The following is a 24399-nucleotide window of genomic DNA, read 5'->3' on the forward strand; positions in this document are numbered from 1 at the left end:
CCATGCTCTACCTGGGCCTGAAGTACATTCACATCATCGCGGCGATTTTCCTGTTCGGCTTCGGCATGGGATCCTACCTGTACCTGATCGCCGCTAGCCGTACGGCCAACCCGCAAGTAATCGCCCAGGTGGCACGGATGGTGGTGCAGTTCGATACCTGGATTACCACGCCGGCGGGCTTTATCCAGATCATCACCGGCTTCCTGTTGATCAAGCTTGCCGGGCTGCCGTTTACCACTGAATGGGTGCTGACGTCGCTGATCATCTTCCTGTGCGTGGGCGCACTTTGGCTGCCGGTGCTGGTGCTGCAGAAGCGGTTGCAGCAGATGGCGCTCAGTGCGGTCGAGACGGGCAGGCCGCTCGATGATGGATACCGCGGCGTTTACCGGAAATGGTTCTGGATGGGCGTTTTCGGGTTTTCGGGGATGTTTGTGATCGTGCTGATCATGGTGACGAAGATGACGCCGTGGCAGTTGATTGGGCTGTTGGTATAGGAGGGCGGGCGATCCAGTTGATGCGCACCAAGGTATTCATGGCTGTTCCTTCAAAAAGCGCTGCTCATGATCCGGATCGGGCAACAGGCAAGTGTCGTATTTCCCGAAGAGCCGGTAGCGATTGCGTGCAATGCGATCGTAAGCCCAATCCCGAAGAAAGCGCGGGATGGCGCGCAGGAGCAGCAATGGGCGCCAGCGGGCAGGCAGTTGCGCAATGATTTCGAACACCGCCTCCGAACGCTCCCAGTAATGCCTGTCGCGGATCACTGCGATGGTGTCGAACTGATCCAAAGGTAACCTGGCCCAGGCCAATAGCGCCTGACCTTCGGGCGACTGAACGGCCGCCAACCGCACGCGCCGGTCGTGGTCGTGGCGAATCAGGAACCTTGCCCAGCCGTTGCACAGCTTGCACACACCGTCGAACAGCACCACGGTTTCGCCGGGCTTGAGGAGTGGTGCGGGGGTAGGGCGTGTGTGGGCGGCGGGCATCAGCGTGGGTCCAGTCGAGCCGGGTTAGCCTGGATCATACCCGCGTTCGCCCACACTGCTCAGTCCGGAAGCGGAGATCTAACAAGCAAACAAAATCCAGTGTGGGAGCGGGCTTGCTCGCGAATGCGGTGGCTCAGTCCGCACATTTTTCACTGACAGACCGCATTCGCGAGCAAGCCCGCTCCCACAGTTGATCTTTGTTGGATTGGGCATTGCGTTCACAACAGCCGAACCTAGCGCGACAACACCGGCGCTGCGCCTTTTTCCTCCGCGCCCACCTCATGCAGGGAAATTCGCGAGGTCTCCGGCAACGCCAACCCACCCGCCAGCGCCAGCACCGCCACCGCAATCAGATAAAACGCCGGCGACAGATTGCTGCCCGTGGTGCTGATCAACCACGTCGCCATCAACGGCGCCGTGCCCCCAAAGATCGTATAAGCCATGTTGTAAGTAATCGCCGAAGCGGTATACCGCGTGCGGGTCGGAAAGGTCTCCGACAGCAAGGCCGCTGTCACCACTCCACACAACACCGCGCCCACCGCCAGCAACATCACCCCGACGATAGACGCCGCGAACGAGCCGGAACTGGCCATCAGGAATGAGGGATACACCACCACCATCAACAACACACACGCCGTCATCACCGTGACCCGACGTCCCACCCGATCCGAATACAACCCCGCCAGCGGGCAAATCGCCGCCGCGAAGATCAGTGCAATCAGCGACACCAGCAACGCCATCGCGCGGCTCAGCCCACCCGCCACCTGCAGATACGTCGCGAAGTAGGTGGTGAACATATAAAACGACAGCGCCGTGAGCGACACAAAAGCGCCCAGGCAGCAGATTGCTGCACCATGGTTGCGCAGGGTTTCCTTGAGTGGGGAGTGGGCGACCGCGTGTTCCTGCTTCACCGCCTGGAACGCCGGCGTCTCATCCAGCTTCCAGCGCAGGTAAAGCCCCACCAGACCCAGCGGCGCGGCGATCAGGAACGGCAGGCGCCAGCCCCAACTGCCCATCGCCTCGGCGGACAACGACGCTTCAAGTGCATAAGCCACCACCGCTGCGGCGGCGAACGCAGAGAACGTCGACACCGGCACAAAGCTGCCATACCAGGCGCGTTTGTCACTCGGCGCGTGCTCCATCAGATAGGCACAGGCGCCGGCGTATTCACCCCCGGCGGAGAAGCCCTGGGCGCAGCGGATCAGCGACAACAGAATCGGCGCCGCTACACCAATGGCGGCGTAGGTGGGCAGCAGGCCGATCAGCGTAGTGGCGCCGGCCATCAGCAAAATCGTCATGGCCAGCGTGCGTTTGCGGCCGATCCGGTCGCCGAGCATGCCGAAGAAAATTCCGCCCAGGGGCCGAAACGCGAAGGCCACGGCAAATACCGCGAAGGTCTTGAGCAGCGCCGCACTGGCGTCGCCGCTGGGGAAAAATTGTTGGGCGATGGTGGTGGCGAGGAAGCCGTAGACGGCGAAGTCGAACCACTCGACGAAGTTACCGATGCCGGCGGCGATGATCACTCTTCGCAGGGTTTGCGGGCTGACCTGTTCGGTGGAGGGGCTCGTCATGGGGGAAGGCCTCGGCGGTGGTAGGGGGATGCTTGATTATCGGGGGCGGCCGTTGGGCGACGGGGCTCAAAAGAGTCGTCCGCGTAGTCAGTAGCGACTTGATGGGGTAGGGGAGAGGCAGGAATTGGGCCAGGCAAGGCGGGCGCTATCGACGGGCGGCGCTGGTAACTCGCCGTTCAGCCTTGGTATTACTCAACCCGGCCCCATAACTAGGGCTGTATCCATCCAGGGGAAGAACACGCCATGAGCAACCAAACTGAAACCGCCATCCTCGCCGGCGGCTGCTTCTGGGGCATGCAAGACCTGTTGCGACGCTACCCCGGCGTGCTGCAAACGCGCGTCGGCTACACCGGCGGCGATGTGCCGAACGCCACCTACCGCAACCACGGTAACCATGCTGAAGCCATCGAGATTGTTTTCGACCCGACGGTGATCACCTACCGGCAGATTCTCGAGTTCTTTTTCCAGATTCACGACCCGAGCACGCCCAACCGTCAGGGCAATGACCTTGGCCCCAGCTATCGTTCGGCGATCTATTACCTCAGCGAACAGCAACGCGACGTGGCGGAAGACACCGCCGCGGATGTGGATGCCTCCGGGTTGTGGCCAGGCCGTGTCGTGACGGAAATCGAACCGGCGGGGCCGTTCTGGGAAGCGGAGCCGGAGCACCAGGATTACCTGGAGCGGATTCCGAATGGCTACACCTGCCACTTCATCCGCCCGAACTGGAAACTGCCGAAACGCGGTTAAAAATGTGAGAGCGGGCTTGCTCGCGAATGCGGTGGGTCAGTGAAGAATTTGCTGACTGACACACCGCATTCGCGAGCAAGCCCGCTCCCACATAAAGCAGCTCCTGCATAAAGCGCCTCTCTCACAAGGCGCCTTTCCCCTCAGCGCATCTGCAGAATGATCGGGCTGCTGCTCGCCGGGCCCGTGTGCTCACGCAACTTGCCCACCGCCTTCGCGTCCACCGCACCGCCCTGATTGCCCCACGTGCCGCGCACAAAGGTCAGCACTTCAGCAATCTCCTGGTCCGACAACTGCTCCCGAAACGCCGGCATGCGATAAGCATCCGCCACATTCGCCGCCACCACCCGCTGCGAGCCGTTCAGGGTGATGTTGATCGCCGAGGCATTCTCCTTGGCCAACGCCGAAGTCGCACCCGCCAGCGGCGGCATCCAGTCCGGTTGCCCTTTGCCTTCCAACCCGTGGCACGAAGCACAACGGGTCACATAGGTATGGGCGCCCGGTGCATCCAGGCGTTCCGCGGCCGACACCGCCTGATACTGCCAGGCCTTACCATCACGCTGCTCATCCCCCGGCAACGACCTGAGATACCGCGCAATCGCCGCCAGGTCATCGTCGGTCATGAACTGCGTGGAGTTGTTGAACGCCTCGGTCATCGACCCATAGACCACCGCATGCTTATTGCGACCGGTCTTCAGGAATTGCACCACTTCCGGCTCGCTCCAGCGCCCCAGGCCCGTGTTGTGATCGTCCCGCAGGCTCGGTGCGTACCAGCCATCCAGCAAACCACCGGCCAGGTACGGCTTGCCGCTTTCATCCAGAGCCTTCTCGTTAAAGGCCAGGCCCCGTGGCGTGTGGCAACTGCCGCAATGCCCCGGCCCTTGCACGATGTAAGCGCCGCGGTTCCACAGCTCATCCTTCCCGGCCTTCGCTACGTAGGGCTTGCTGTCGGTAAACACGCCATTCCACAGCGCGATGGGCCAACGCATATTCAATGGCCACGGGATCGAACTCTTGATATTCGCCTGCCGCACCGGCGCCACGCCCTTCATGAAGAACGCGTACAAGGCGCGCACATCCTCGTCGCTGAGCTTGGCATAGGACGGATACGGCATCGCCGGATACAGCCGACGCCCACCCGGCGCGATACCCTGGCGCACCGCGCGGTCGAAGTCGGCGAGGCTGTAGCGGCCGATACCCGTTTCCGGGTCTGGCGTGACGTTAGTGGCATGGATCGCCCCCAGCGGCGTGGCCATTTCCAGCCCACCGGCAAAAGGCGCGCCGTTGGGCACGCTGTGGCACGCCACACAGTCGCTGAGCCGGGCGACGTACTCACCTCGGGCGATCAGCGCGGGGTCTGCGGCGACAGGCTCGGCGCCCAGCGGCGAAACCGGCTCACGGGTGACATACCAGGCCAGCAGGCCTGCCGCGACCAGGCACGGCAGCGCCAGCCAGCCAACGGTTCTTGCGAATCGACGGTTGTTCATAAGTGCTCAGGCCCCGGTCAGGTGAAGGAGTAGCGGCTTAACGGCATGCTGCGAATGCGCTGCCCCGTCAAGATCGCCACGGCGTTGGCCACGGCAGGTGCCACGGCTGGCAGCGGCGGTTCGCCGATGCCACCCATTTTTTCCCCGCTCTCGATCACGCGCACATGCACCCGCGCCATCCGCGAAGGTGGCAGCACCGGGTACAAATCGTAGTTACGCGCCCGAGGCAAGCCGTCCACATACACCGCCTCTTCCAACAGCACCTGGGACAAGCCCAAGGACACCGCCCCATTCACCTGCGCCTCGACAATCGCCGGGTTGACGATGCTGCCCGGGTCGATCGCCTGCCAGATGTCATGCACCTTGACCTGCCCGTTCTCGATCGACACCTCGGCGATCACCGCCGTCTGCGTGCCGAACGGCGACGCCATCGCCACCCCACGGGCGCGCTTGCTGCCGTCTTCGGCGACAAACGGGCCACGTTTCCAGCCTCCCGACAACTCGCCCACGGCCTTCAGCAGCGTGGTCAGCCGTTGGTTATCCCGCAACAGATGCAGGCGCAACTCGAATGGGTCTTTGCCGCCCTTGTCAGCCATTTCATCCAGAAAGGCTTCATAGAAAAAGTCATTCAGCGAGTTACCCACCGACCGCCAGTAACCCAGCATCACCGGGCCCTTCACATAAATCTGCGCGATGCGCTTATTGGGAATCGCATACGACTTCCCGGACAGCCCCTCCAGCGCCGTCGGGTCGAGCTTCTCGCCCTGTTTGCCGGCCAGAGCCTCGGTCGGCCCCTCAGTGGCACTCACCGCTTCAATCGCCACCGGCCAGCCATCACTGTCCAGCGCCCCACGGAAATTCACCGACGCCACAGGGCGCAGTACATCCCGCAGAAATTCTTCTTCACGGCTCCAGATCAACTTCACCGGGCGCCCGACCGCCTTGGCCAACTCAATGGCCTGCGGGTAAGGGCTGGCGGAGTCATACAGAAAATGCCGGCCGAAAAACCCACCCAACAGCGGCGAATGCAGGGTAATCCGCGACGCGTCCAGACCGGTGCGCTTGGCGATATCGGCCAGGAACATATCCTGCGCCTGATTCGGCAACCAGATCTCCAGCGAACCGTCAGGATTAAAACGCGCCAGCGCCGAAGGCGGCTCCAGCTGCGCATGGTGCAGATACTGGTTGTGGTAAGTGGCCTCGATCCTGGTCTTGGCATTGGCCAGCGTACCGGCCACATCACCCTCGTTCTCATCATCCCGGGCCGGGCCGGTTTCCGCGGCCAGGCGCTTGAAATGCTCGTCGCTGGAAAAGTCCTTCGGCATCCCGCGCACTTTCGAATCCGCCGTCGGCTCCAGCCAATCGACCTGAATCGACTCCACCGCACGCTTGGCATGCCACCAACGCTCAGCCACCACCGCCACCGCACCCGGCAGGCGATGCACCGAATGCACCCCCGGCATGGCCTTGACCTGGTCCTCATTGCGCAGGCTGCCCACCGTCATGCCCAAGCGAGGCGCATGCTGCACCGCCGCGTGGAGCATGCCGTCCACCTTCATATCAATGCTGTACAGCGCCTTGCCGGTGGACTTGTCATACGCATCCAGACGCTTCACCGGCTTGCCGATCCAACGGAACTGGCTCGGATCCCGCAGCTTCACACTGGCCACATCCGGCACCGGCAGGTCCATCGCCCGCCCTGCCAGCTCGCCATAGGTAAGGGAGCGCCCGGACGCCGCGTGCACCACCTTGCCTGGCTCGGTCGACAACTCACCCACCGGCACCTTCAACGCCTGCGCCCCGGCCTCCAACAACATCGCCCGGGCCAGCGCACCCAGCCGACGCATCGTCGGGTAACTCATGCGCACCGACATACTGCCGCCGGTGATCCGCATGCCGTTCTCCATCACCACAAAGGCTTCACCGGGCGGGGCGCACTCAACCAGGAACGTGGCCGGGTCGGCGTCCAACTCCTCGCCGACAATCTGCGCCATCGCCGTGAACGTGCCCTGGCCGCCTTCAATAAAGGGGCTGAGCAAACGAATCGTGTTATCAGGACGAATCTCCAGGAACGCCGGCACCTGCGTACCGCGCTCACCAGCCGCGGCAGCAGTGGCCGCCTGCACCCGGCCAGAACCCAACGGCAGACCAAAACCAATCACCAGCGCACCCACGGCCGTACTGGCCAGGAAGCGGCGGCGGGACAGATTCACCGGGTCATTCAACGCCGCGACCAAAGGCAGGGCAGCGGGATCAATGCGAACGTTCATCAGGCCTCTCCCTTCGCAAGGTCATGCACCGCCGCATGAATCGCGTTATAGGTGCCACAGCGGCAGAGATTGACCATCGCCGCGTCGATTTGCGCATCCGTCGGCTTGGGCGTTTCCTTGAGCAGCGCCGTCGCCGCCATCACCTGGCCGGACTGGCAATAGCCGCATTGAGCGACCTGATACTCGACCCAGGTCGCGACCACCCGCTTACCGACATCATCGGACTCGATCGCCTCGATAGTCGTGATCTCCCGACCGACCACACCGGAGACCGGCGTGACGCAGGAACGGACCACATTGCCGTCCACAAGCACCGAACACGCACCACACTGCGCCAGACCGCAGCCATATTTGGTGCCGGTCATGCCCAGGTTGTCGCGGATGACCCAAAGCAGAGGCGTGTCGGGTTCTGCATCGACTTGGTGGGTCTGCTGGTTAATTCGTAATTCCATGGCTCACCCGCTGATCATCGGTTGGTTTTGCATTTTTTTAGTATTTTTGGGCGGTGAAGTGGGGCTTCGCCGCAGGGCATCGTTGGCCCGTTATGGTTCACGCGCGCGTGGTTGGAGTAGTTTAGCGGGCGTTTGGATTGACTCTAGACCGTAGGTCAGGGGGGCGCTATGCGGAGGGTGAAAGGTCGGAGGATTAGGCAAGTATTCGACAGGATTGCGATAGGGGAGGCGGGAGTATGCGCGTAAGCGTCAATCGGTGGACGTTCGATCCACGAAGCTCCGTGGTTGCCTTGCTCAGCGCAGAAGCTGTAACTTCGATCTTCAGTTAGCGAGGATATTTCATTGAACGACTCTGAACACCTGGAAGAACTGTGCGCCCGTTTCAACTCTGGAGAACGCTTGAGTTTTACGTTTTTCTGGGGGCACCAACGCAGCAAAGCGGCCATCACCGCTTCGTGCTTCAGCCAATGGTTCGAGGCTGGGTTTATTGTCGAGGGGCAACATTACCCTACAGCCGAACACTTCATGATGGCCGAGAAAGCGGCCTTGTTCGACGATCAGGGAATTCGTGCGCAAGTGCTCCGCGCTCCTACACCTAATGCCGCCAAAGCACTTGGCCGCAACGTGCGCGGATTCAATGACAAGGTTTGGCTGCAACACCGATACGACATCGTCGTTCGAGCGAACCAGGCCAAGTTCTCTCAGAATCCACCGTTGAACGAATACCTTCTACAAACCGGTTCAAGCGTTATTGTCGAAGCCAGCCCGGTTGATAACATCTGGGGTATAGGGCTCGCACAGGACAACGCGGATGTGAACAATCCGAATCTGTGGAAAGGTTTGAATCTGCTGGGATTTGCGCTGATGCAGGTGCGGGATGGGACAAGTATTCCAGCCTCAAGGTAGTGCCCTGAGCTTACTCAAGGAAAACGCACAAGCCCTGGTATACGCCAGGGCTTATTGCATGCGGCCTTATCGAAGACAGCGCGTTAATCAACAGAAGCTGAGTCGCCCGAGTTTTCGTCGATGCGTTCGAGCGGCGGCTTTTGGCCAAAAGCAATCACCGCTTTAGTCGTCCGCGCCAAGCTTCTCGACGCCCTATGCGGCGAGTCATCGGGCTAGTGAGTTGCAGGGTTAGTCATTAGCCAGGGCAGGGCGCTTTGCGGTCGAGGAGCCTGGCGTTGATTGGTCAAGAGTGGGTTGTTATCAAGGTGCTGGTAGCTGGACAATAGGTCCGGACGAGCCGGCAACCATGGACCAAGTGTGCGTACTTTTGGTTCGCTCGGCTGGGATCTACGAACTGCAAGATTACTGATCGGAAAAAAGACCAATGCTAGGGAAAGTCAGCAAAAAATATCTCGTCTGGGGCGCGGTTGCACTCTGCGCGACCCTTCTGTCCGGGTGCGCGACGTCGCGCTACGACGGCAAGCACGCACCGGACCCGAGTAAGGCGATCATCGTGGGTTCGATTGGTGAGAGCTATCTGATGCAGCCGCATGGGCTGGTGGTAGAGATCAGGCAAAAGGGAGGGCCCGGCACCGTACTGCGGCTGACGACGTTGGGCAATGAAGATGACCAGCCGTCACCAAATATACTGGGCCATTTCTTCATGTATGAAGTGCCGCCTGGTGAGTATGAGTACACGCAGTGGAGTTACGTGTATTACGCGGGAAGATCCATGCCGCGCCCTGTGCCTGCGGTGTTCTCGGTGAAGGCCGGGGAAACCCTCTATATCGGCGATCTGCGCGCCGATGCCCTGCGCTTCTGCCTGTCCAACGTGAATAACGCCGAGAACACTGTGGAGGAGCTGAAGCGCAAGTACCGGATGCTCAAGGATCGGAACATCGTGAATTTGACGGCAAAGAGCGGTTTTGCGCCTTGGCCGAGTTCTGATGCCACTGACTTCGGTAAAGGGCTCTGCACGCTCTGAATCCGGTACCGGTGACAGTCACCGATACCGCCGCCCATTGATCCAAGTTCAAGGAGTTCCATGCCATGAAGCGCTGCACGCTACTCTGGGCCAGCCTGTTCGCGGCCCTGGCCTCACTGACCGGCTGCATCAGCGGTCCGGACCTGACAGGCCAACCATTCTTTACGTCACCGGCAGAACCCCGTCCGAACGAGGCCACGGTGTACTTCTATCGCACGTCGGCCAGCATCGGTAACGGAGTCGCCCCGACCATTCTGGTCGATGGCCGCGCCATCGGCAGCTTGCCCTCCGGTAGTTTTTTCAAAGCCGGCATTCCCGCCGGCAAGCACAGCGTCGCCTCCACCTCGCCACCTATCATCAGCGGTATGGTTAACAAACGTTTCGATATCACCGTCGAGAATGGAAAGGTGTATTACATCGCAGACCAACTCAGCACTTCTGTCTACAAGGACGGACAGACCTTGGGCGAAGTAGATGAGGGTCGTTTCGGTGGAACAATGTTTTACTCGCGCTACGCGCTTGTACCTGCCGAGGAAGCGCTGCGTTCTATCAAGTGGTGCCAGGAGCTGCCGGCAACCGCACCGTAGCCATGCGTAACCCATGCTCCGGCCAGCCTCGTTCCAAGCCTGCCGTGGCAGGATAGATTGTTGAGGGAAAATCCGACCAGCCCTACGGGGCTGCATTGGAGAGCGTGACCACGATAGAAAATCGTGAGACGTGATCTGATCTTCCTATACTGGCCATCCCAGCATGCTAGGCGAAGCGCAACCTATGCCCATCAAACCCAATCAAATCTCCCCAGTGACGTTAGTCCGCGCTCAACAAATCGACTTGGACGATCTTGCCGCCATCCGAATTGAGGCCATGCGCGAAAGCCTGGAGCGCGTCGGGCGATTTGATCCAGTACGGGCGCGCGAGCGGTTTGTTAGCGGTTTTGAAGCCCACAACACACATCACATTGAGGTGTCTGGAGAGCGGGTTGGCTTTGTAGTGGTCAAGCATCACCCCAATGAACTCGTGCTCGACCACTTATACGTGAAGCCCAGCGCGCAAGGATCAGGGATCGGCTCTGCTGTGCTCACTCAGATTTTCAAAGTGGCGGATGCGGCGGCACTCCCGATTAAAGTTGGTGCCCTCAAAGGCAGCGCCTCGAATCGTTTTTACACCCGCCATGGTTTCCAGTTCGTCGAAAGCAATGAGTTCGACAATTATTATGTCCGTCAGCACCTTACGGCAGGCAACACACCTTGCCTGCCAGGTGAAATGATTTGAATCCGGCGCGCTCCTTCTAGACAATCCCCGCCTTTGGCTCGAAAGGATGCGTGCGATGAAGTTCGAAGGGACTTTCCAATACATGGGCAATCACGGGATCGTGTTCAACGTCTCGCAGATCACCCTCACCGACAGCGAACGCGGACGTCTGAGCGAGCTGCATTTTGGCGAAGCGAAAAGCGCCCACTACGAGGTCAACCGCAAAGTCGTCGAGGTTTACGACAAGATGCTGGCCAAGAATCTGCCGTGCCTGATGATGATCGGCATCTCCAAGCCGCTGACCCGGCAACAGGGCGACGTGCTCAACGCCCAACGCACCAAAATCGCCAACCTTGCGGCCTCGGCCTTTGCTGGCGCCACCTCTTACATAGCGTCCCCCTACGTGGGTGCCCCTGTCGGCGCCGGAGTGCGCATGTATGTGAATGACACCCTGCCCACCTATCATGCAGGCGACATACTGGTCAGCATCGAAGCGCAGGTGAACGGCGGCATCGGCCCGCAACGCAGTGCGTCGACACTGATCATCAAGACCTGACGGGAGAAACACATGTCTGACATTACCCAACTGGTCATTGCCCTGGTGCTGTTCTTTCTGCTTGATCGGTTTATCAAGTCGTACCCGCTTCGCAAATGGCTAGGGGTGCTGTTGGTTGCGATGGGGGCGGTCGGCTGCGTGGCTGTGAGCCAAATCCGCTTGTTTGGGGTTGACCTGGGGCTGCTGTCGATCTTTGCCGTTGCACTGGGGGGGGGGTTGTTCCTGAAGCGGCGGCGGTTCGAGCCGATTGGCTGAAGGAGGGCAGGAATTTCCCCACGCCCGGCAGTAAAAAGGGACGGACTGATCTGAAAAAAGATCCGTCCCTTTTCCGATTCGCCTTTCGACCTACGCAGCCTGAGCCTTGACGACCGGCTGGGGCGACTTGCGATACGTCAGCAGCACAATCCCCGTTACCACAATCACCCCGCCCACCACCTGCCCAGCGCTGAGCATCTGGTCGAGCACGATCCAGCCCATCAACAACGTCGCCAGCGGCTCAATGTTCATCACCGGCGCATTACGCGGCATATCCAGGCGCGGCACCGAAATGAACAGCACGATAAACCCCGTGCCATACAGCACCACCAACGTGGCCAATGCCAACCAACCGGTACTGGTGGCCGGCAGGTTCAGGCCATCGACAAGCGCACCGCTCAAGCCCGCGAGGTTGACGCTGCTGAACACAATGAAAATCGTCAGCAGACTGCGCACCGAACCGCGTACCTGAGACAGCTTGTGGTCGGTGATCCACAGCGCGCAGGCGAATACGAACGCGGCGCAAAAGGCCAGGGAGACGCCGACCAGCCATTCCGGGCCGAGGGTGGTGTTGGCGGAGAGACGGCCGGGTACGTCCAGCACAAAGACCAGGCCCACCAGAATCAGGCCCATCAGCAATGCGGTGCGTGCGGTGGGGCGTGGGCCGCCGAGTGCCCAGGTGAGCAGGGCCAGCAGGATAGGGAAGACGTTGGCGACCAGTAAGGCCAGCGCTACCGGCACGCGGGCGACGGCGGAGTAGAGGCAGAGGCTTTGGGTGGCGATGAGCAGACCCAAGAGAACTTGCCAGCGCCATGCACCTGGGGGGAGGCGGAGGTTTTGGCGTTGGTATAGAACCAGTATCGCCAGAACCAACAAGGTGCCGCCGGAGCGCATGAGGATTGCGAGGAGGACTCCGGCGCCGTCGTCGAAGGCTACGCGCGCGGCGATGTGGTTGCCGGCGAAGGCGCAGCCCATGCAGAGGAGGATTAGGACGGCGATGTGGCGGGGGAATTGGGTGGGGGCAGGGGGAGTCATGGTTGGGGCTCGGGGAGTTGGCGCCATCGTCGGGGATGGGGATTTATTTTAGGTTGTCGTACAACTTGGTAGTGGGATTTGTAGCGTGTTTGGTACGAGGGGGCAAGGGGGTGTTTGAGTTTGGTTGGCTGAGAATGCCTACCGAAGCAGCTTCCACCGAAATTCGTAGGGGGCGCAGGGCCTGGGACGGATAGCTCTAATTCAGCTGGTCGTTAGAAGGAGGTCGTATGAGTCGTTTGGCGGAAGCGTCCCAGCGTGTTTTCGGCAACTAGGTCGGAAAGGGATGGATTTATTGATTTGGAATAGATCGCTTTTGTCCCAACAATGGAGATAAGTCGAATAGTTCGTGATGGTCGAGAACGGCTGTTCGCGAAAGACCACTTTCGGCCCAGAGTGTGTCAAAACCCTTGTTAGCGGCTTCCACTCTAGTGTTTTTTCCTACTCAGCCCAGGTCAGACATCAGTTGCTCAGATTCAGTATAAGATTCCGGAAATCAGCAGGTACGCCGACAACGTGGGCTAGAGGCTAGAAATCTGGGGGTTGGATGATTGCAAGCAACGTTTCATATCTTTGTCCGGTTTGTGGATACCCCGGGCTTGAAGAGCCTCCATACGATGAGGTTGGCTGCTCTTCGTTTGGCATGTGCCCGTCCTGCGGTACGCAGTTCGGCTATGATGACGCAACATCTGCTCATGCTGATTTGCGGAGATTATGGATCTCTAAAGGAATGCTTTGGTGGAGCAAAGCTCAAGCGTCGCCGAGTGGTTGGGACCCGGTAAAGCAACTACAGGCGGTTGAAAAACGCATCAATATCTGAACAGAACACCGCTCTTAGCCCTGCTATGATTTCTGAGGATTTCATCGCAGGGATCGCCCATGAAGCGCTTTATCCAAGGTGAACATCGAGGCCAAGAAACCTTCCTTCCCGCGAGCCTCGACGATTACGTCACGGATGCCAATCCGGTGCGCGTAGTCGACATCTTTGTCGACGAACTGGACCTGGTCAAACTAGGTTTCGAGGGCGCCTTACCTGCTGATACAGGCCGGCCGGCTTACCATCCCTCGGTCCTGCTGAAGATCTACATCTACGGCTATCTGAACCGCATTCCATCGAGCCGGCGTCTTGAACGAGAAGCCCAACGCAACGTCTAGCTGATGTGGCTGACCGGGCGTTTGATGCCCGATTTCAAGACCATCGCCAACTTCCGAAAAGACAACAGCAAGGCCACCCAGCAAGGTAGAAGCGGCGCCAGGGGCTCCCAGACCTTCGTGATGATCCGCAGGACTTGTTGTGAGCGATTACTCAGCTAACAACCGTCAGCGCTGCGCGCCGACAGTGCATCAGCGCGTTTTTACACACTCTGGGCCGAAACCAGCCCTTTAATTCCCATACCGGACTACCATGCCACCCCCGGCAGTGGTTCCACGCGCTACCGACCTCAATCTCAAGGTATCGCCCATGACCTCGTTTACCCGCGCCACCCCATCCCGCACCTCATCCGAGGCATCCCAATGAGCATCGACCAAATCAGCCTCCCAAAAGGTGTGGGCCCGCAGGCCATCAAACTTCTTGACGCCATCACCGGTGCTGACACCAAAGAAGACCTGAACCGCGCAGGCGGCAAAGCCGAAGGTTTTGTATTGGGGCTGGAAAGCGCCAAGGCCATCAAAAGCCAAATCGCCGAGTCGCTGTATGTGGCATACGACGACGCGGCGAGTAATCGGTTGGGTGAGTTGAAGGGCTAGTTCCGCTGGACCGCGTTAGGCTCTATGCCCGAGGTGTTTCGCGGTCCATCAGTTTACCGATCAGCAGTACGCTCAATTCGCTCAGTTGGTGTATGGCCAATGCCACGTCGCGGTCTTTGCCGGTCAGTTCGTCGGACAGGTCGAGCAGCAGGGCGCTGATGGAGGAAACGGTTTCGTAGCTGTTGGCGATCAGGATTTCGCTGCTGACGCCGGAGGTGACGCTGAAGAGGGCGGTTGTCTCTGGGACTGTCTCGGCATCGGTGCCGGGATTGAGGTAGTGATCAATGGCGCGCTGGGCAGCCTGGTGGAGTTTTAGATCCGGCTTGTTTGGCGGATTCGGCGTTATTTTGAACATCTATAGATACCCTGGATGAGGCGGCCACCTTGTCGCTACTAAACGATAGGGTGGCAGCTGTGCACAGGTTAGTAGACCGGTGGATATCTAGAGCCGGCGCGCCCGAAGGCGCCCTGCACACAGCCACCATCAAGCACAGACAACTTGTCTGAAGAAGGTGAAGCTCATGCACAGATATCCAAACTCAGGCTACTAAACCCGATCACTGAGTTTTCAGCGACCGAGCAACCTTAGAGATGGCCACCCAGGTGCACAAGCCGGCGGATTCTGACGCAAGCGTAGGCAATGGAGCAAGGTGCTACGGCCTACGCAAAGTCTCCTTTATCCCGCAAATGGAAGCACCAGCCGGTACGCCCTCAACCCCAAATCACTAAACCCCTCCAGGCTCTCGCCCTGGCCAGGCATGAGCAGGCTGATCCCCAAATAATGCTCAAGGTGCAGGGTGAGGGTCTGGCCTTCGACGCACAAATCCCAATAGCGCTGATCCAGCCCGTCGGCCTTTACGGTCCATTCGCCTTTCAAACCGTGCTCCAGCGTTTCGGCGATGGCGGCGAACAATTGCCAGTCGGACGTTTCCGAAATCTGTATTTCCATAAGGGATCATCGATAGGGTGAAAGGGCGTGTTCCGCCGTGAGATGCTTGTCATAGAATGTGACAGAACCTGCGCAGCTTTCAAAGGAATGAACCCCTGGCAAGCCACGCCCCACCGCACGGAAGCCTGTTTATGAAAATCCCCCTCTGGATTGCCCTGTTCATGGGCTGCCTGTTACCGCAACTGTGCACGGCCAACAGCCCGCACATCGACCCGCACGCCGAGAGCCTCTATCAGCAAGCGGTGCCGTACCTAAAACAAGCAGATGCCAAGCTGGAAGCGGTGCCTGCGAACTTTCCCACCGCCAGCGCAGACGAGAAAAAGCGTTCCCAAGTGCTGGTGGAGGAGGCAGGCGAGTTGCTCAAGCCGGCGATCAAGTTGCTTGAACAAGCTGCCGCGCTGGACCACCCGGTGGCCCAGCATCGCCTCGCGATGATCTACGTGATGTTCTACCCGGTCGACGAGATCAAGGAAAAGGCCTGCCCGTTGTTTCAAAGCAGCTTCCTACAAGGCTTTGCACCACCGGCGCTGCAGCTTTCATCCTTTTGCTTTGAATTTACGGACACGCCTGAATTCCAGACAACGCTGAAGGCCATTGCGACCAGCGCACCTGGGTATGAGCAGTATTATCCGCAGCCTGCGGTGAAGCTTGAATGCAGGGCCGAGATGCCTCAGGGCATGGCGTTGCAGTGGGGCAGCAGTCGGGATTATCAGGCTGAAATGTACCGGCTGCTGGGGGACAGTAACCGTGCGCAGCGTACGGAGTATTACCAGCAGGCGATCGCGATCAATGATTGCTACAAGGCGAAAAAGCGCCTGGGGTTAAGTCAGTAAAAATTTCGGACTTTTGCCGCTGCCTGGCGTCCAACCCTGAAACCGCCGTCAAGGCTTTCATCTCCAGGCAGCTGCTCTCAGCTAAGGACCGATTATGGTGACGTTGTTTATTTTTCTTCTGGCCTGCGGTGCTGCGGCGAGCACCGGCATTATCTTCAAACCGGGCGACTGGTACGCCTCCTTGGTCAAACCAAGTTTCACGCCACCCAACTGGCTGTTCCCGGTCGCCTGGACCATCATCTACCTGCTGCTGGCTTGGGCCGGCTACCGCCTGACCCTGATCCCCGGCAGCGAAATCGTGCTGGCTCTATGGGCTGCGCAGATCGCACTCAACACCCTGTGGACGCCGGTGTTCTTCGGCGCCCACCGCATTCTCGCCGGGATGGTGATCATCACGCTGCTGTGGCTGGTGGTCGCCGCCATGGTGTTGCTGACGGTGCGGCTGGATTTGATCACGGGGCTGATCCTGTTCCCGTACCTGGTGTGGCTAAGCGTTGCGGCTGCGTTGAATTTCTCCATCCTGCGTAATAACCGCTAAGCCTGGCGACGTGGGCAGAGGGCGGAAACATCATTGCCATGATGCCCACGCACACTGGCCAAGGTGAACATCTCTTTTAGAGATAGAGGGAATACAGATTGGGAACTCATACGCTGTGGCCTGCTGAAGAACATGAACTGGCGCAAATGCAGCGCTTCAACCAAAGGCTCGCGTGGTTGCCGCGCTTTCGCATCCGCAACCGCGTGACGCCCCGGGTGATCCAGGCGCTGTTGCGCTCCGGCCAGATGGTGGCCGGCAACAAGTTGCTCAAGCATGGCCTTCAGGCAGAAAGCCGGCGGGTGGGCTCGGTGCCGCTGCGTATCATCCGGCCGAAGGGCAAGGCCAAGGGCGTGGTGCTGGATATCCATGGCGGCGGCTGGGTGATCGGCAATGCGCAGATGAATGACGACCTCAACGTGGCCATGGTGAACGCGTGTGATGTGGCGGTGGTGTCGGTGGATTACCGGCTGGCGGTGAACACGCCGGTGGAAGGGATTCTGGAAGACTGCCTGGCTGCGGCACGCTGGTTGCTCGCGGACTGTGAGGAGTTTGCTGGCCTGCCGGTGATCGTCGTCGGCGAGTCTGCCGGAGGGCATCTCGCGGCGGCGACGTTGCTGGCGTTGAAGCAATGGCCCGAGTTGCTGGCGCGGGTGAGCGGGACGGTGCTGTATTATGGCGTCTACGATTTGACCGGTACACCGAGCGTGCGCACGGCGGGGCGGGAAACGCTGTTGCTGGACGGGCCGGGCATGGTGGAGGCGCTGCGCTTGCTGACGCCGGGCTTGAGTGATGAGCAGCGTCGGCAGCCGTCGTTGTCACCGTTGTATGGCGACCTTGCCGGGCTGCCGCCGGCACTGATGTTTGTGGGGGATCTGGACCCGTTGCTGGACGACACGCTGCAGATGGCGGAGCGGTGGGCGGGGTCCGAGGTGTATCTGTTACCGCAGGCGGCTCATGGGTTTATTCATTTTCCGACGGCGATGTCGGGCAGGGTGCTGGCTTACAGCCGTGAGTGGATAAAGGCCCGAGTCGTAGCGTGATGAGTGACCACTCCGCGAAGTCGCGCAGGCCTCCATTTCCGGGGGCCTGCGCCTAAGGTTACTTACGCGGTGGTGTTGATGCGTGTCCCGACCGACCCGGAGGTTGCTTTGGGCAGTTGCACTTCGCTAGGCCGGCTAGCGTCATGGTCGCCGTCGCTGTCTACCCCCACAGGGGGAGCCTTTGGTGCGGTCATGGCGGTAGCTTGCGGCAAAGTGACCTGGGTTGAACCATTGATGGCTGATGTCATGTTGATCCCCTTCAAGAACAGTAGTGTGAGTTAATACTATCGGCGCCGATCTTTAATAGTTAACGTAATTAAAGAAGGTTTGAAGTAATTGAGAGTGCCTCCTGTTATTAAGGTTTGAGCGTGCTTGAAGTTTTAGTGTGTGTGAAAAAAGTGTGATGCAGTTGTGAATTTAGTCTGTGTTTTTCCGCGCACCTGTTTTAGAGGGGGCTCGCGTTTTGAGTGGTTTTTTTCTTTTTACTGTGCGTTTAGATGGGGCTGTTCAACGGTCGGCCCGCTAATGACTGGAGGCGTCTTGGTCAGCCAGGCGAGGGTTATCTCTTCGACTTGCACCCATTGGCCACCGGGGGGGCGGTCGCATTGCTTAAAACCTATGCAGAGGCCGTTGCTATCCATTCGCGCATAGTTTCTATAGTTGTTGTGTGGTTTGAAGAAGCATAAGATCGATCCCATTGTTATTTGCCTCTTCAGAAGAGTGTTGGTGTGCTTTATAGTCTAGATCGATAAAGGTGTGGTGTATCGATTTTTAATGCCTGGGGAGTGTTTATTTAAGGTTTCTGTTAATAAGATTAAGTCTTGTTTTAGCGTGCGTGAATAATACGAAATTCTGACGTCAAAAAATGGAATAAGTAATGGGGCCAAGATGGCTTTTTTTCACCGTTCTGCTGGCGTTGATCTGGGGACTGTTCATGGTTCGAGTAGTGCTCAAGTTTTCAGCTTGAAAAAGTCCTCGAACCACTACGCCAGTGCCGGTCAGCCAGCTTTAAACCGCTGCTCAGTACAGCGCTCAGACGGCCGCCGCTCCCCAAAGGGTTACCTGCCAAGCGCCTGGCAGGATGTTGCTGCTCGTTCCCACGCGGAGCGTGGGAATGATCAAAGATCCCTTCATGAATCAGTTTCCGCGCACGTTCCAATTCCATTGGGCGGTTTCCTTCTAGTTGGATGGACGCGGGAGCGACGCGATCATCTGGTCAAAGGCGCTCAACGCATAGCGCCCATCAAGATTTTCCAACGCTGGAATGCCTGCCGGAAAATCGAATCGCACTCTGCCTGGCAGTGCCTTATCGAGGGCTGAGTACCAGGTCAAAAGGGCGGTTTGCAGGCGCACGTGCAGTTCGAACTTTCCCCGGCGGCGGGTCGAATCTGCCTGAGCGCGTTGCCGCGCCAGCGCTGGATTGATCCTGCCAACGATGTAGCCGTCGGCAAAGCCGATCCGTCCTTGTGCGATCGTTTCTCTGGTGGCCGCCAAATCCAATAGCCAGTCCTGCTCGCTCGCCTCACCGATCTGCCACAAGCTCCAAATGTAGTGAAGCTTGAGTGGGTCACTGTCGCACAGCGCCCACGAAGACGTTTCTTCCATGGCGAGTGCTGCCTGCCAACGATCTACGTTCCGTTCTGCCCAGAAAACTGCCGCGCCGGCTGGGTCTTGCAGGCGATCCGGCTCGCCCTCGAAGCGTCCGTTTTCAGCGATGACATGCCGCCCACCGTGCTTTGCGCTCCACGTGGTTTTCCCGCAGGCGCTGATGCCTTCGACCACCAATATCATCGTCTTTGCCCCTTGCGCTCGTAGTAATCCGCTGCGTTTATAACGCGTCGGGGTTTATGATTCTGAGCCAAGGCCAGCGAGCCTGATAACTTTTGGATTTCTGGTCGAACAGGTCTGGCTGAGGGTTTTGGGGGTTGATACGAAGCACTCCTTGCTCTATCTCGGTGAGGCCAAAGGGCGCATAGACGTCGCCTGTTCCTGCTTCCAGCCCAACACACGTAGCCGCAATCAGGTAACGATCAATTCCCTCTTTGGCAGACTGAAGTTGAGGATACGACCTGCCGAACCGCTGGTTGTACCAGAGGTGCACACGCGCCTGGTTTTTGATTTCGACATTAACCCTGAGGTCCTCGAAGAGGCGCTGGGTGGCGTTTATAACTTCATTTTCGGCCTCCCACGACAGGTCATTGTCGAAGTAAAAAACGTCGTAGTCCTTAACACCCGAATCCAGCGGCCGCTGTGCCTGATGATTCCAAATGGCCTGGAACAAGCAGCCCGCCGTGAGCATGCATTGATTCAAACCGAGTGAAGGTAAGCGTGAAACGATTGCAGCATTGATGGGATTGGCCATTGCTATCCCGATGAACCTTTCGACCGTCAATGTCATTTTCACCCCTCTGGGACGTGCTCGTTCCCACGCTCTGCGTGGGAATGCATACCGTGACGCTCTGCGTCACCCAGTGCGGGACGCAGAGCGTCCCCGGCGGCATTCCCACGCAGAGCGTGGGAACGATCAGTCACCGAGTCAGCAACCGCTCAATGCCACTTGCGGACGCTCACCTGCAAAGAAGAACGGCCGCAACCTCACACCCACGCTGTTGCCGATAAACGCCGCCACCAACCACACCCAACCATGCAGGCTGCCCGACGCAATCCCGCTGAAGTACGCGCCGATATTGCAGCCGTACGCCAGTCGCGAGCCATAACCCAGCAGCAACCCACCGATCACCGCGGCGAACACCGAACGTGCTGGAATCTTCAGGCTTGGAGCGAAACGCCCTGCCAATCCCGCAGCCAACAGCGCACCAAGGATGATGCCGATGTCCATCACGCTGGTCACGTCTTCCCACACCGGCGCTGCCAGGGCCTTGGCGTTGCCCGGCATTTGCCAGAACACCCAGCTGCCCACGTCCACTCCCAACCCGCTGGCGACCTTGGCGCCCCACAGCGCGAACGCGGAAGTGATGCCCCACGGCCGCCCGGCCAGTGCCAGGGTGGCGTAGTTGAGCAGGGCCAAGCCAATCGCGCCCCATACCAATGGCCACCGCCCGCGCAGGAAACGGCGCAGGCCATGGTGTTCGCTGGTGACACCGGCTTCAAGTTGCCCGTGACGGCCTTTTTCCAGGCGCACGGTGACTGCCGCGATGATGCCGAACACCGCCAGGCTCAGCAGCAATGCCGGTACCACGCCGAAGCTTTTGACGATGGAAACCGCCGGGAAGGAGGGAAGGGCAAACCACCAGTCGACGTGGTGAGTCGCAATCAACGAACCGCAGATAAAGAAGAACAAGGTCACCAGCATGCGCGCGTTACCGCCGCCCACGGTGAACAGGGTGCCGGACGCACAGCCGCCGCCCAGTTGCATGCCGATGCCGAAGATGAATGCCCCGAACACCACCGACACCCCGGCCGGCGCCACCAGCCCGACCACGGGTTGGCCGAACAAGGTGCCGGCTCCCAGCGCGGGGAAGAACAGCACCACGGCAATCGCCAGCATCACCATCTGCGCACGCAAGCCCGCGCCACGCCGGTCGGTGATGAACACCCGCCAGGCCGAGGTAAAGCCGAAAGCGGCGTGGTACAGCGTCAGCCCCAGTGCGGCGCCGACCACCAGTAACAGCACTTGGCGCGAGCCGACGCTGTTTTGCAGGAAGATGGCGCCAAACAGCAGGATGACAAACGCCAGCAGGGGCGCGAGCGGCTTGCGCGCAGGGGTTGTAGAGAGGGAAAGGCTCATCGGGTATCTCGGTTCGTAGGCCGTGGGTTAAAGGCGAGGGTGCCGAGTATAAACCGCGCACCCTTCCACTGGCGTCTCGAATCCTCCAATGAGGGGTATTAGCCGAGGCGAACTGACAGCTCGACGTCGTCACCGATCGGCACCGACAGGTAGCCATTTGCAGGCGAGCGCACCCGTGCCAGGTAGTCGGGGCAGTAGTCGGTGTTGTCGGCGACGATCAACGCGCCGGGCTTGAGGCGGCTTTCCACCAGGTTCAGTACATCGCCATACAAGGCTTTGGCGCCGTCGAGCAGCAGCAGGTCGACGCTGTCGGGCAGGTCGGTGGCGAGGGTGACCAGGGCATCACCTTGGCGGATCTCCACGAGGTCGCTGACGCCACCTTGTTCCAGGTGTTGCCGCGCCAGGGCGATCTTCGAGGGCTCGAACTCGCTGCTGATCAGCGCGCCGCCGCCGTTGTCCCGCAGGGCGGCCGCCAGGTGCAGGGTGGACAGGCCGAACGAGGTGCCGAACTCGACAATGGCCCGCGCTTTTGCGCTGCGGGCCAGCATGTAGAGCAGGGTGCCGGTGTCGCGGGAGACGGGCAGCCACAGGTCTTTCAGCATCCCGTAGAGTTCCAGGTAGTCGGTTTTGCTGCGCATCAGGCGATCACGTTCTTCAGGTGTCACCGTGCCGAGGACAGGGCTCGTGGCGGCATTGGCCTGTGTGTACAGCCGTTCAATCAGGGCCGCCATCGGGGCCGAGGTAAGCGTATTCATGGGGAGGTCCTGTTGCAGGTTGAGCGCCTTGAGGCACTGGGCTAGTATGCGAATGATTCGTCGCATTTAAAGTATGCGAACAATTCGTCACATTCGCTATTCGCATTCAAACCGCCGCAGGCACGCCCCATGACCGATCGCCAGACCTCGCAGATTTCCTCACGCAAAGAGCCCAAACAGGCGCGATCCACCGAGTTGGTGTCGGCCATTCTCGAAGCGGCTATTCAGGTTTTGGCCAAGGAAGGCGCCAGCCGTTTCACCACCGCTCGGGTTGCGGAGAAGGCGGGCGTGAGTGTGGGTTCGGTGTACCAATACTTCCCCAACAAGGCGGCGATCCTGTTCAGGTTGCAGACCGATGAATGGCAGCAAACCTCGCAAATGCTCAGCCGGATTCTGGAAAACGTAAGCCAGCCGCCCCTTGAGCGGCTGCGGGCGTTGGTGCATGCGTTTATTCGTTCGGAGTGTGAGGAGGCGCAGATGCGCGTCGCCTTGAGCGACGCCGCGCCGCTGTACCGGGATGCGCCCGAAGCCCATGAGGTTCGGGCGGGAGGGCAACAGGTCTTTCGGACGTTCATGCTTGAACTGCTGCCGCAGGTACCTGAGGCGACCCGCGACCTGGCGTGCGACTTGATCGTCACCACCTTCAGTTCGGTGGGCAAGGAATTCTCGGGAAGCCCGCGCACCGAAGCGCAAATTACTGCCTACGCGGATGCGATGGCGGATATGTTCGGAGCGTATGTGACGGTGCTTAACCAGACAGCACGATGACCCGCAGGGCGGGCCATCGTTTGCAGTGCTTGCCTTAGCGGCGGTTCAGCCACACGGTTTGCGCATTGCAGAATTCCCGCACACCGAAGTGCGACAACTCCCGCCCGAATCCACTCTTCTTCACACCCCCAAACGAGACCCGAGGGTCGGACACGCTGTAGGCGTTGATGAAGATCCCGCCGGTTTCCAGTTGGTTGGCGATGTGGCGCGCCTTTTCCGGGTCGGTGGTGAACACGCTGGCGGTCAGGCCGAATTCACTGTCGTTGGCCAGGGCCACGGCGTGATCGGCATCGCGGGCAGTGATGATGGAGGCGACCGGCCCGAACAGTTCCTGTTTGAACGAGGTCATCTGGTCGGTGACGTTGGCCAGCACGGTGGGTGCGTAGTAGTTGCCCGCGCCTTCGACTTTATGGCCGCCCAGCAGCAAGGTAGCGCCTTCGGCCAGGGTGGCCTGGACCTGGCCGTCGAGTTCGTCCCGCAGGTCGAAGCGGGCCATCGGGCCGATGTAGGTTTCGCTGGCGGTCGGGTCGCCCATCACCAGGTTGCGGCTGGCTTCGAGGAATTTGGCGGTGAAGGCTTCCACCACGCCTGCCTCGATGATCAGGCGCTTGGCAGCGGCGCACACCTGGCCGGAGTTCTGGAAGCGGCCGATCAGGGCGGCTTGCACGGCTTCGTCGAGGTTGGCGTCGTTGAGCACGATGAACGGGTCGGAGCCGCCCAGCTCCAGTACGCATTTCTTCAGCGCGGCCCCGGCCTGGGAGCCGATGGCCATGCCGGCACGCACGCTGCCGGTGAGGGTCACGGCGGCGATGCGTGGGTCGGCGATGGCTTTGGACACGCCGTCCTGGGTGACGTTGATCACTTCGAACAGGCCATCGGCGAAGCCGGCGCGCTGGAAGGCTTGTTTCATCAGGTACGCGCTGCCCATCACGTTAGGCGCGTGTTTGAGCACGTAGGTGTTGCCGCTGAGCATGGTCGGCACCGCGCCGCGCAGCACTTGCCACACCGGGAAGTTCCACGGCATTACAGCGAGGATCGGGCCGAGCGGGCGGTATTCGATCTGGGCGTTGCCGTTGTCCACCAGGGTGGCTTCCGGGGCGAGCATGGCCGGGCCGTGGGCGGCGTACCACTCGGCCAGTTGGGCGCATTTCTCTATTTCGCCACGAGCCTGGACGATGGGTTTGCCCATTTCCAGGGTGATCATCTGGGCCATTTCTTCGGCCTGATCACGCAGCGTGCTCGCTAGCGCCAGCAGCAGTTCGGCGCGCTGGGCGACGGGTGTATTGCGGCCGCTGCGGAAAGCGTTGATCGAGCGGGTGAGGGCGGCATCCAGCTGCGCCTCGGTTTCGTAGGGGTAGCTGGCGACCGTTTCACCGTTGGCGGGGTTGATCGACAAGGCGTGGGTCTGGGAGGAAATCGAGTTCATGGCACCGTCCTGCGCAGTGAATGGGATGGAGGCCAGCGTACGGGGCTGTATCTTTTTCG

Annotated in this window: 26 protein-coding genes and 1 pseudogene; 14 read left to right on the plus strand and 13 right to left on the minus strand. The window is 59.9% G+C overall.

All coding sequences use genetic code 11. The annotated features are described in order from the left end of the window. The first annotated feature begins 2 nt into the window (after nt 1-2). Complete coding sequence (locus tag D109_RS0121940) at nt 3-494, plus strand: DUF2269 domain-containing protein (protein ID WP_017478752.1); 492 nt, start codon at nt 3-5, stop codon at nt 492-494. Nucleotides 495-530: 36 nt separating this feature from the next. On the opposite strand, the gene D109_RS0121945 is transcribed toward D109_RS0121940, so the two are convergent. Together D109_RS0121945 and D109_RS0121950 are read right to left on the minus strand one after the other, a co-directional pair. Continuing rightward, nucleotides 531-983 (minus strand): thiol-disulfide oxidoreductase DCC family protein, encoded by a 453-nt coding sequence (locus tag D109_RS0121945; protein ID WP_017478753.1) that lies wholly within the window; start codon nt 981-983, stop codon nt 531-533. 233 nt (nt 984-1216) lie between these two features. Beyond that, a complete protein-coding gene (locus D109_RS0121950; RefSeq protein WP_017478754.1) occupies nt 1217-2554 on the minus strand; it encodes an MFS transporter in 1338 nt (445 codons plus the stop codon). Between the two features lie 243 nt (nt 2555-2797). On the opposite strand from D109_RS0121950, the gene msrA reads away from it, so the two are divergent. Next, nucleotides 2798-3304 (plus strand): peptide-methionine (S)-S-oxide reductase MsrA, encoded by a 507-nt coding sequence (gene msrA / locus D109_RS0121955; RefSeq protein ID WP_017478755.1) that lies wholly within the window; start codon nt 2798-2800, stop codon nt 3302-3304. A 140-nt stretch (nt 3305-3444) separates the two neighbouring features. Here the strand turns inward: msrA and D109_RS0121960 are convergent, their stop codons facing one another. Genes D109_RS0121960 through D109_RS0121970 form a run of 3 tightly spaced genes read right to left on the minus strand, consistent with a single transcriptional unit; the run spans nt 3445 to nt 7510 of the window. Then, nucleotides 3445-4788, minus strand: a complete 1344-nt coding sequence (locus D109_RS0121960; RefSeq protein WP_017478756.1) for a cytochrome c — start codon at nt 4786-4788, stop codon at nt 3445-3447. 17 nt (nt 4789-4805) lie between these two features. After that, complete coding sequence (locus D109_RS0121965) at nt 4806-7058, minus strand: molybdopterin cofactor-binding domain-containing protein (RefSeq protein ID WP_017478757.1); 2253 nt, start codon at nt 7056-7058, stop codon at nt 4806-4808. Next, nucleotides 7058-7510: a (2Fe-2S)-binding protein gene (locus D109_RS0121970; protein WP_017478758.1), complete on the minus strand. Its 453-nt coding sequence runs from the start codon at nt 7508-7510 to the stop codon at nt 7058-7060. Before D109_RS0121970 ends, D109_RS0121965 begins: the two co-directional genes overlap by 1 nt. 342 nt (nt 7511-7852) lie before the next feature. Here D109_RS0121970 and D109_RS0121975 point away from each other — a divergent pair, with 342 nt between their 5' ends. From D109_RS0121975 to D109_RS0122000, 6 genes are all read left to right on the plus strand, one after another. After that, nucleotides 7853-8416: an NADAR family protein gene (locus tag D109_RS0121975; RefSeq protein WP_026078144.1), complete on the plus strand. Its 564-nt coding sequence runs from the start codon at nt 7853-7855 to the stop codon at nt 8414-8416. Nucleotides 8417-8840: 424 nt separating this feature from the next. Continuing rightward, a complete protein-coding gene (locus tag D109_RS0121980) occupies nt 8841-9440 on the plus strand; it encodes a hypothetical protein (RefSeq protein ID WP_017478760.1) in 600 nt (199 codons plus the stop codon). Nucleotides 9441-9505: 65 nt separating this feature from the next. Next, the gene (locus D109_RS0121985) at nt 9506-10027 is read left to right on the plus strand and encodes a DUF2846 domain-containing protein (protein WP_017478761.1); all 522 of its coding nucleotides are present in this window, start codon (nt 9506-9508) and stop codon (nt 10025-10027) included. Between the two features lie 184 nt (nt 10028-10211). Continuing rightward, the gene (locus D109_RS0121990) at nt 10212-10712 is read left to right on the plus strand and encodes a GNAT family N-acetyltransferase (protein ID WP_026078145.1); all 501 of its coding nucleotides are present in this window, start codon (nt 10212-10214) and stop codon (nt 10710-10712) included. A gap of 55 nt (nt 10713-10767) precedes the next feature. After that, nucleotides 10768-11247 carry a hypothetical protein gene (locus D109_RS0121995; RefSeq protein WP_017478764.1) on the plus strand — a complete coding sequence of 160 codons (480 nt, stop codon included), beginning with the start codon at nt 10768-10770 and terminating at the stop codon, nt 11245-11247. Between the two features lie 12 nt (nt 11248-11259). Then, nucleotides 11260-11502 (plus strand): hypothetical protein, encoded by a 243-nt coding sequence (locus tag D109_RS0122000; RefSeq protein WP_017478765.1) that lies wholly within the window; start codon nt 11260-11262, stop codon nt 11500-11502. Between the two features lie 90 nt (nt 11503-11592). Here the strand turns inward: D109_RS0122000 and D109_RS0122005 are convergent, their stop codons facing one another. Then, the gene (locus D109_RS0122005; protein WP_085988737.1) at nt 11593-12537 is read right to left on the minus strand and encodes an EamA family transporter; all 945 of its coding nucleotides are present in this window, start codon (nt 12535-12537) and stop codon (nt 11593-11595) included. A gap of 876 nt (nt 12538-13413) precedes the next feature. Here D109_RS0122005 and D109_RS0122010 point away from each other — a divergent pair. Next, nucleotides 13414-13764: pseudogene (locus D109_RS0122010) on the plus strand (transposase); the annotation flags it as partial. Between the two features lie 285 nt (nt 13765-14049). Continuing rightward, complete coding sequence (locus D109_RS0122020) at nt 14050-14283, plus strand: hypothetical protein (protein WP_003214497.1); 234 nt, start codon at nt 14050-14052, stop codon at nt 14281-14283. 22 nt (nt 14284-14305) lie between these two features. Here D109_RS0122020 and D109_RS0122025 read toward each other — a convergent pair whose 3' ends face one another. Then, nucleotides 14306-14638, minus strand: a complete 333-nt coding sequence (locus D109_RS0122025) for a DUF6124 family protein (protein WP_017478770.1) — start codon at nt 14636-14638, stop codon at nt 14306-14308. Nucleotides 14639-14959: 321 nt separating this feature from the next. Then, nucleotides 14960-15232, minus strand: a complete 273-nt coding sequence (locus D109_RS01000000132080) for a DUF3630 family protein (protein ID WP_017478771.1) — start codon at nt 15230-15232, stop codon at nt 14960-14962. 131 nt (nt 15233-15363) lie between these two features. Here D109_RS01000000132080 and D109_RS0122035 point away from each other — a divergent pair, with 131 nt between their 5' ends. The 3 genes from D109_RS0122035 (at nt 15364) to D109_RS0122045 (ending at nt 17643) form a co-directional block, all read left to right on the plus strand. After that, the gene (locus D109_RS0122035; RefSeq protein ID WP_017478772.1) at nt 15364-16065 is read left to right on the plus strand and encodes a hypothetical protein; all 702 of its coding nucleotides are present in this window, start codon (nt 15364-15366) and stop codon (nt 16063-16065) included. A gap of 97 nt (nt 16066-16162) precedes the next feature. Next, entirely contained in the window at nt 16163-16603 is a 441-nt protein-coding gene (locus tag D109_RS0122040) for a TspO/MBR family protein (RefSeq protein WP_026078147.1), read from the plus strand. A gap of 146 nt (nt 16604-16749) precedes the next feature. Further along, nucleotides 16750-17643, plus strand: coding sequence for an alpha/beta hydrolase fold domain-containing protein (locus D109_RS0122045; protein ID WP_017478774.1), 894 nt, complete (start codon nt 16750-16752; stop codon nt 17641-17643). A 1179-nt stretch (nt 17644-18822) separates the two neighbouring features. On the opposite strand, the gene D109_RS0122055 is transcribed toward D109_RS0122045, so the two are convergent. The 4 genes from D109_RS0122055 to D109_RS0122070 all read right to left on the minus strand — a co-directional run bounded on the left by D109_RS0122055 (nt 18823) and on the right by D109_RS0122070 (nt 22146). Next, nucleotides 18823-19434, minus strand: a complete 612-nt coding sequence (locus D109_RS0122055; RefSeq protein WP_017478775.1) for a hypothetical protein — start codon at nt 19432-19434, stop codon at nt 18823-18825. 37 nt (nt 19435-19471) lie between these two features. Further along, nucleotides 19472-20041, minus strand: a complete 570-nt coding sequence (locus D109_RS0122060) for a nucleotidyltransferase family protein (protein WP_081585379.1) — start codon at nt 20039-20041, stop codon at nt 19472-19474. Between the two features lie 138 nt (nt 20042-20179). Next, nucleotides 20180-21391 (minus strand): YeeE/YedE family protein, encoded by a 1212-nt coding sequence (locus tag D109_RS0122065; RefSeq protein ID WP_017478777.1) that lies wholly within the window; start codon nt 21389-21391, stop codon nt 20180-20182. A 98-nt stretch (nt 21392-21489) separates the two neighbouring features. Then, nucleotides 21490-22146 (minus strand): O-methyltransferase, encoded by a 657-nt coding sequence (locus D109_RS0122070; RefSeq protein ID WP_017478778.1) that lies wholly within the window; start codon nt 22144-22146, stop codon nt 21490-21492. 129 nt (nt 22147-22275) lie between these two features. On the opposite strand from D109_RS0122070, the gene D109_RS0122075 reads away from it, so the two are divergent. Next, entirely contained in the window at nt 22276-22914 is a 639-nt protein-coding gene (locus tag D109_RS0122075; protein ID WP_017478779.1) for a TetR family transcriptional regulator, read from the plus strand. 34 nt (nt 22915-22948) lie between these two features. Here the strand turns inward: D109_RS0122075 and D109_RS0122080 are convergent, their stop codons facing one another. Further along, the gene (locus D109_RS0122080; RefSeq protein ID WP_017478780.1) at nt 22949-24340 is read right to left on the minus strand and encodes an aldehyde dehydrogenase family protein; all 1392 of its coding nucleotides are present in this window, start codon (nt 24338-24340) and stop codon (nt 22949-22951) included. Nucleotides 24341-24399: the final 59 nt, after the last annotated feature.

The sequence above is a fragment of the Pseudomonas sp. PAMC 26793 genome, from assembly GCF_000313235.1.
In the GTDB taxonomy this organism is placed as follows: Bacteria; Pseudomonadota; Gammaproteobacteria; order Pseudomonadales; family Pseudomonadaceae; genus Aquipseudomonas; species Aquipseudomonas yamanorum.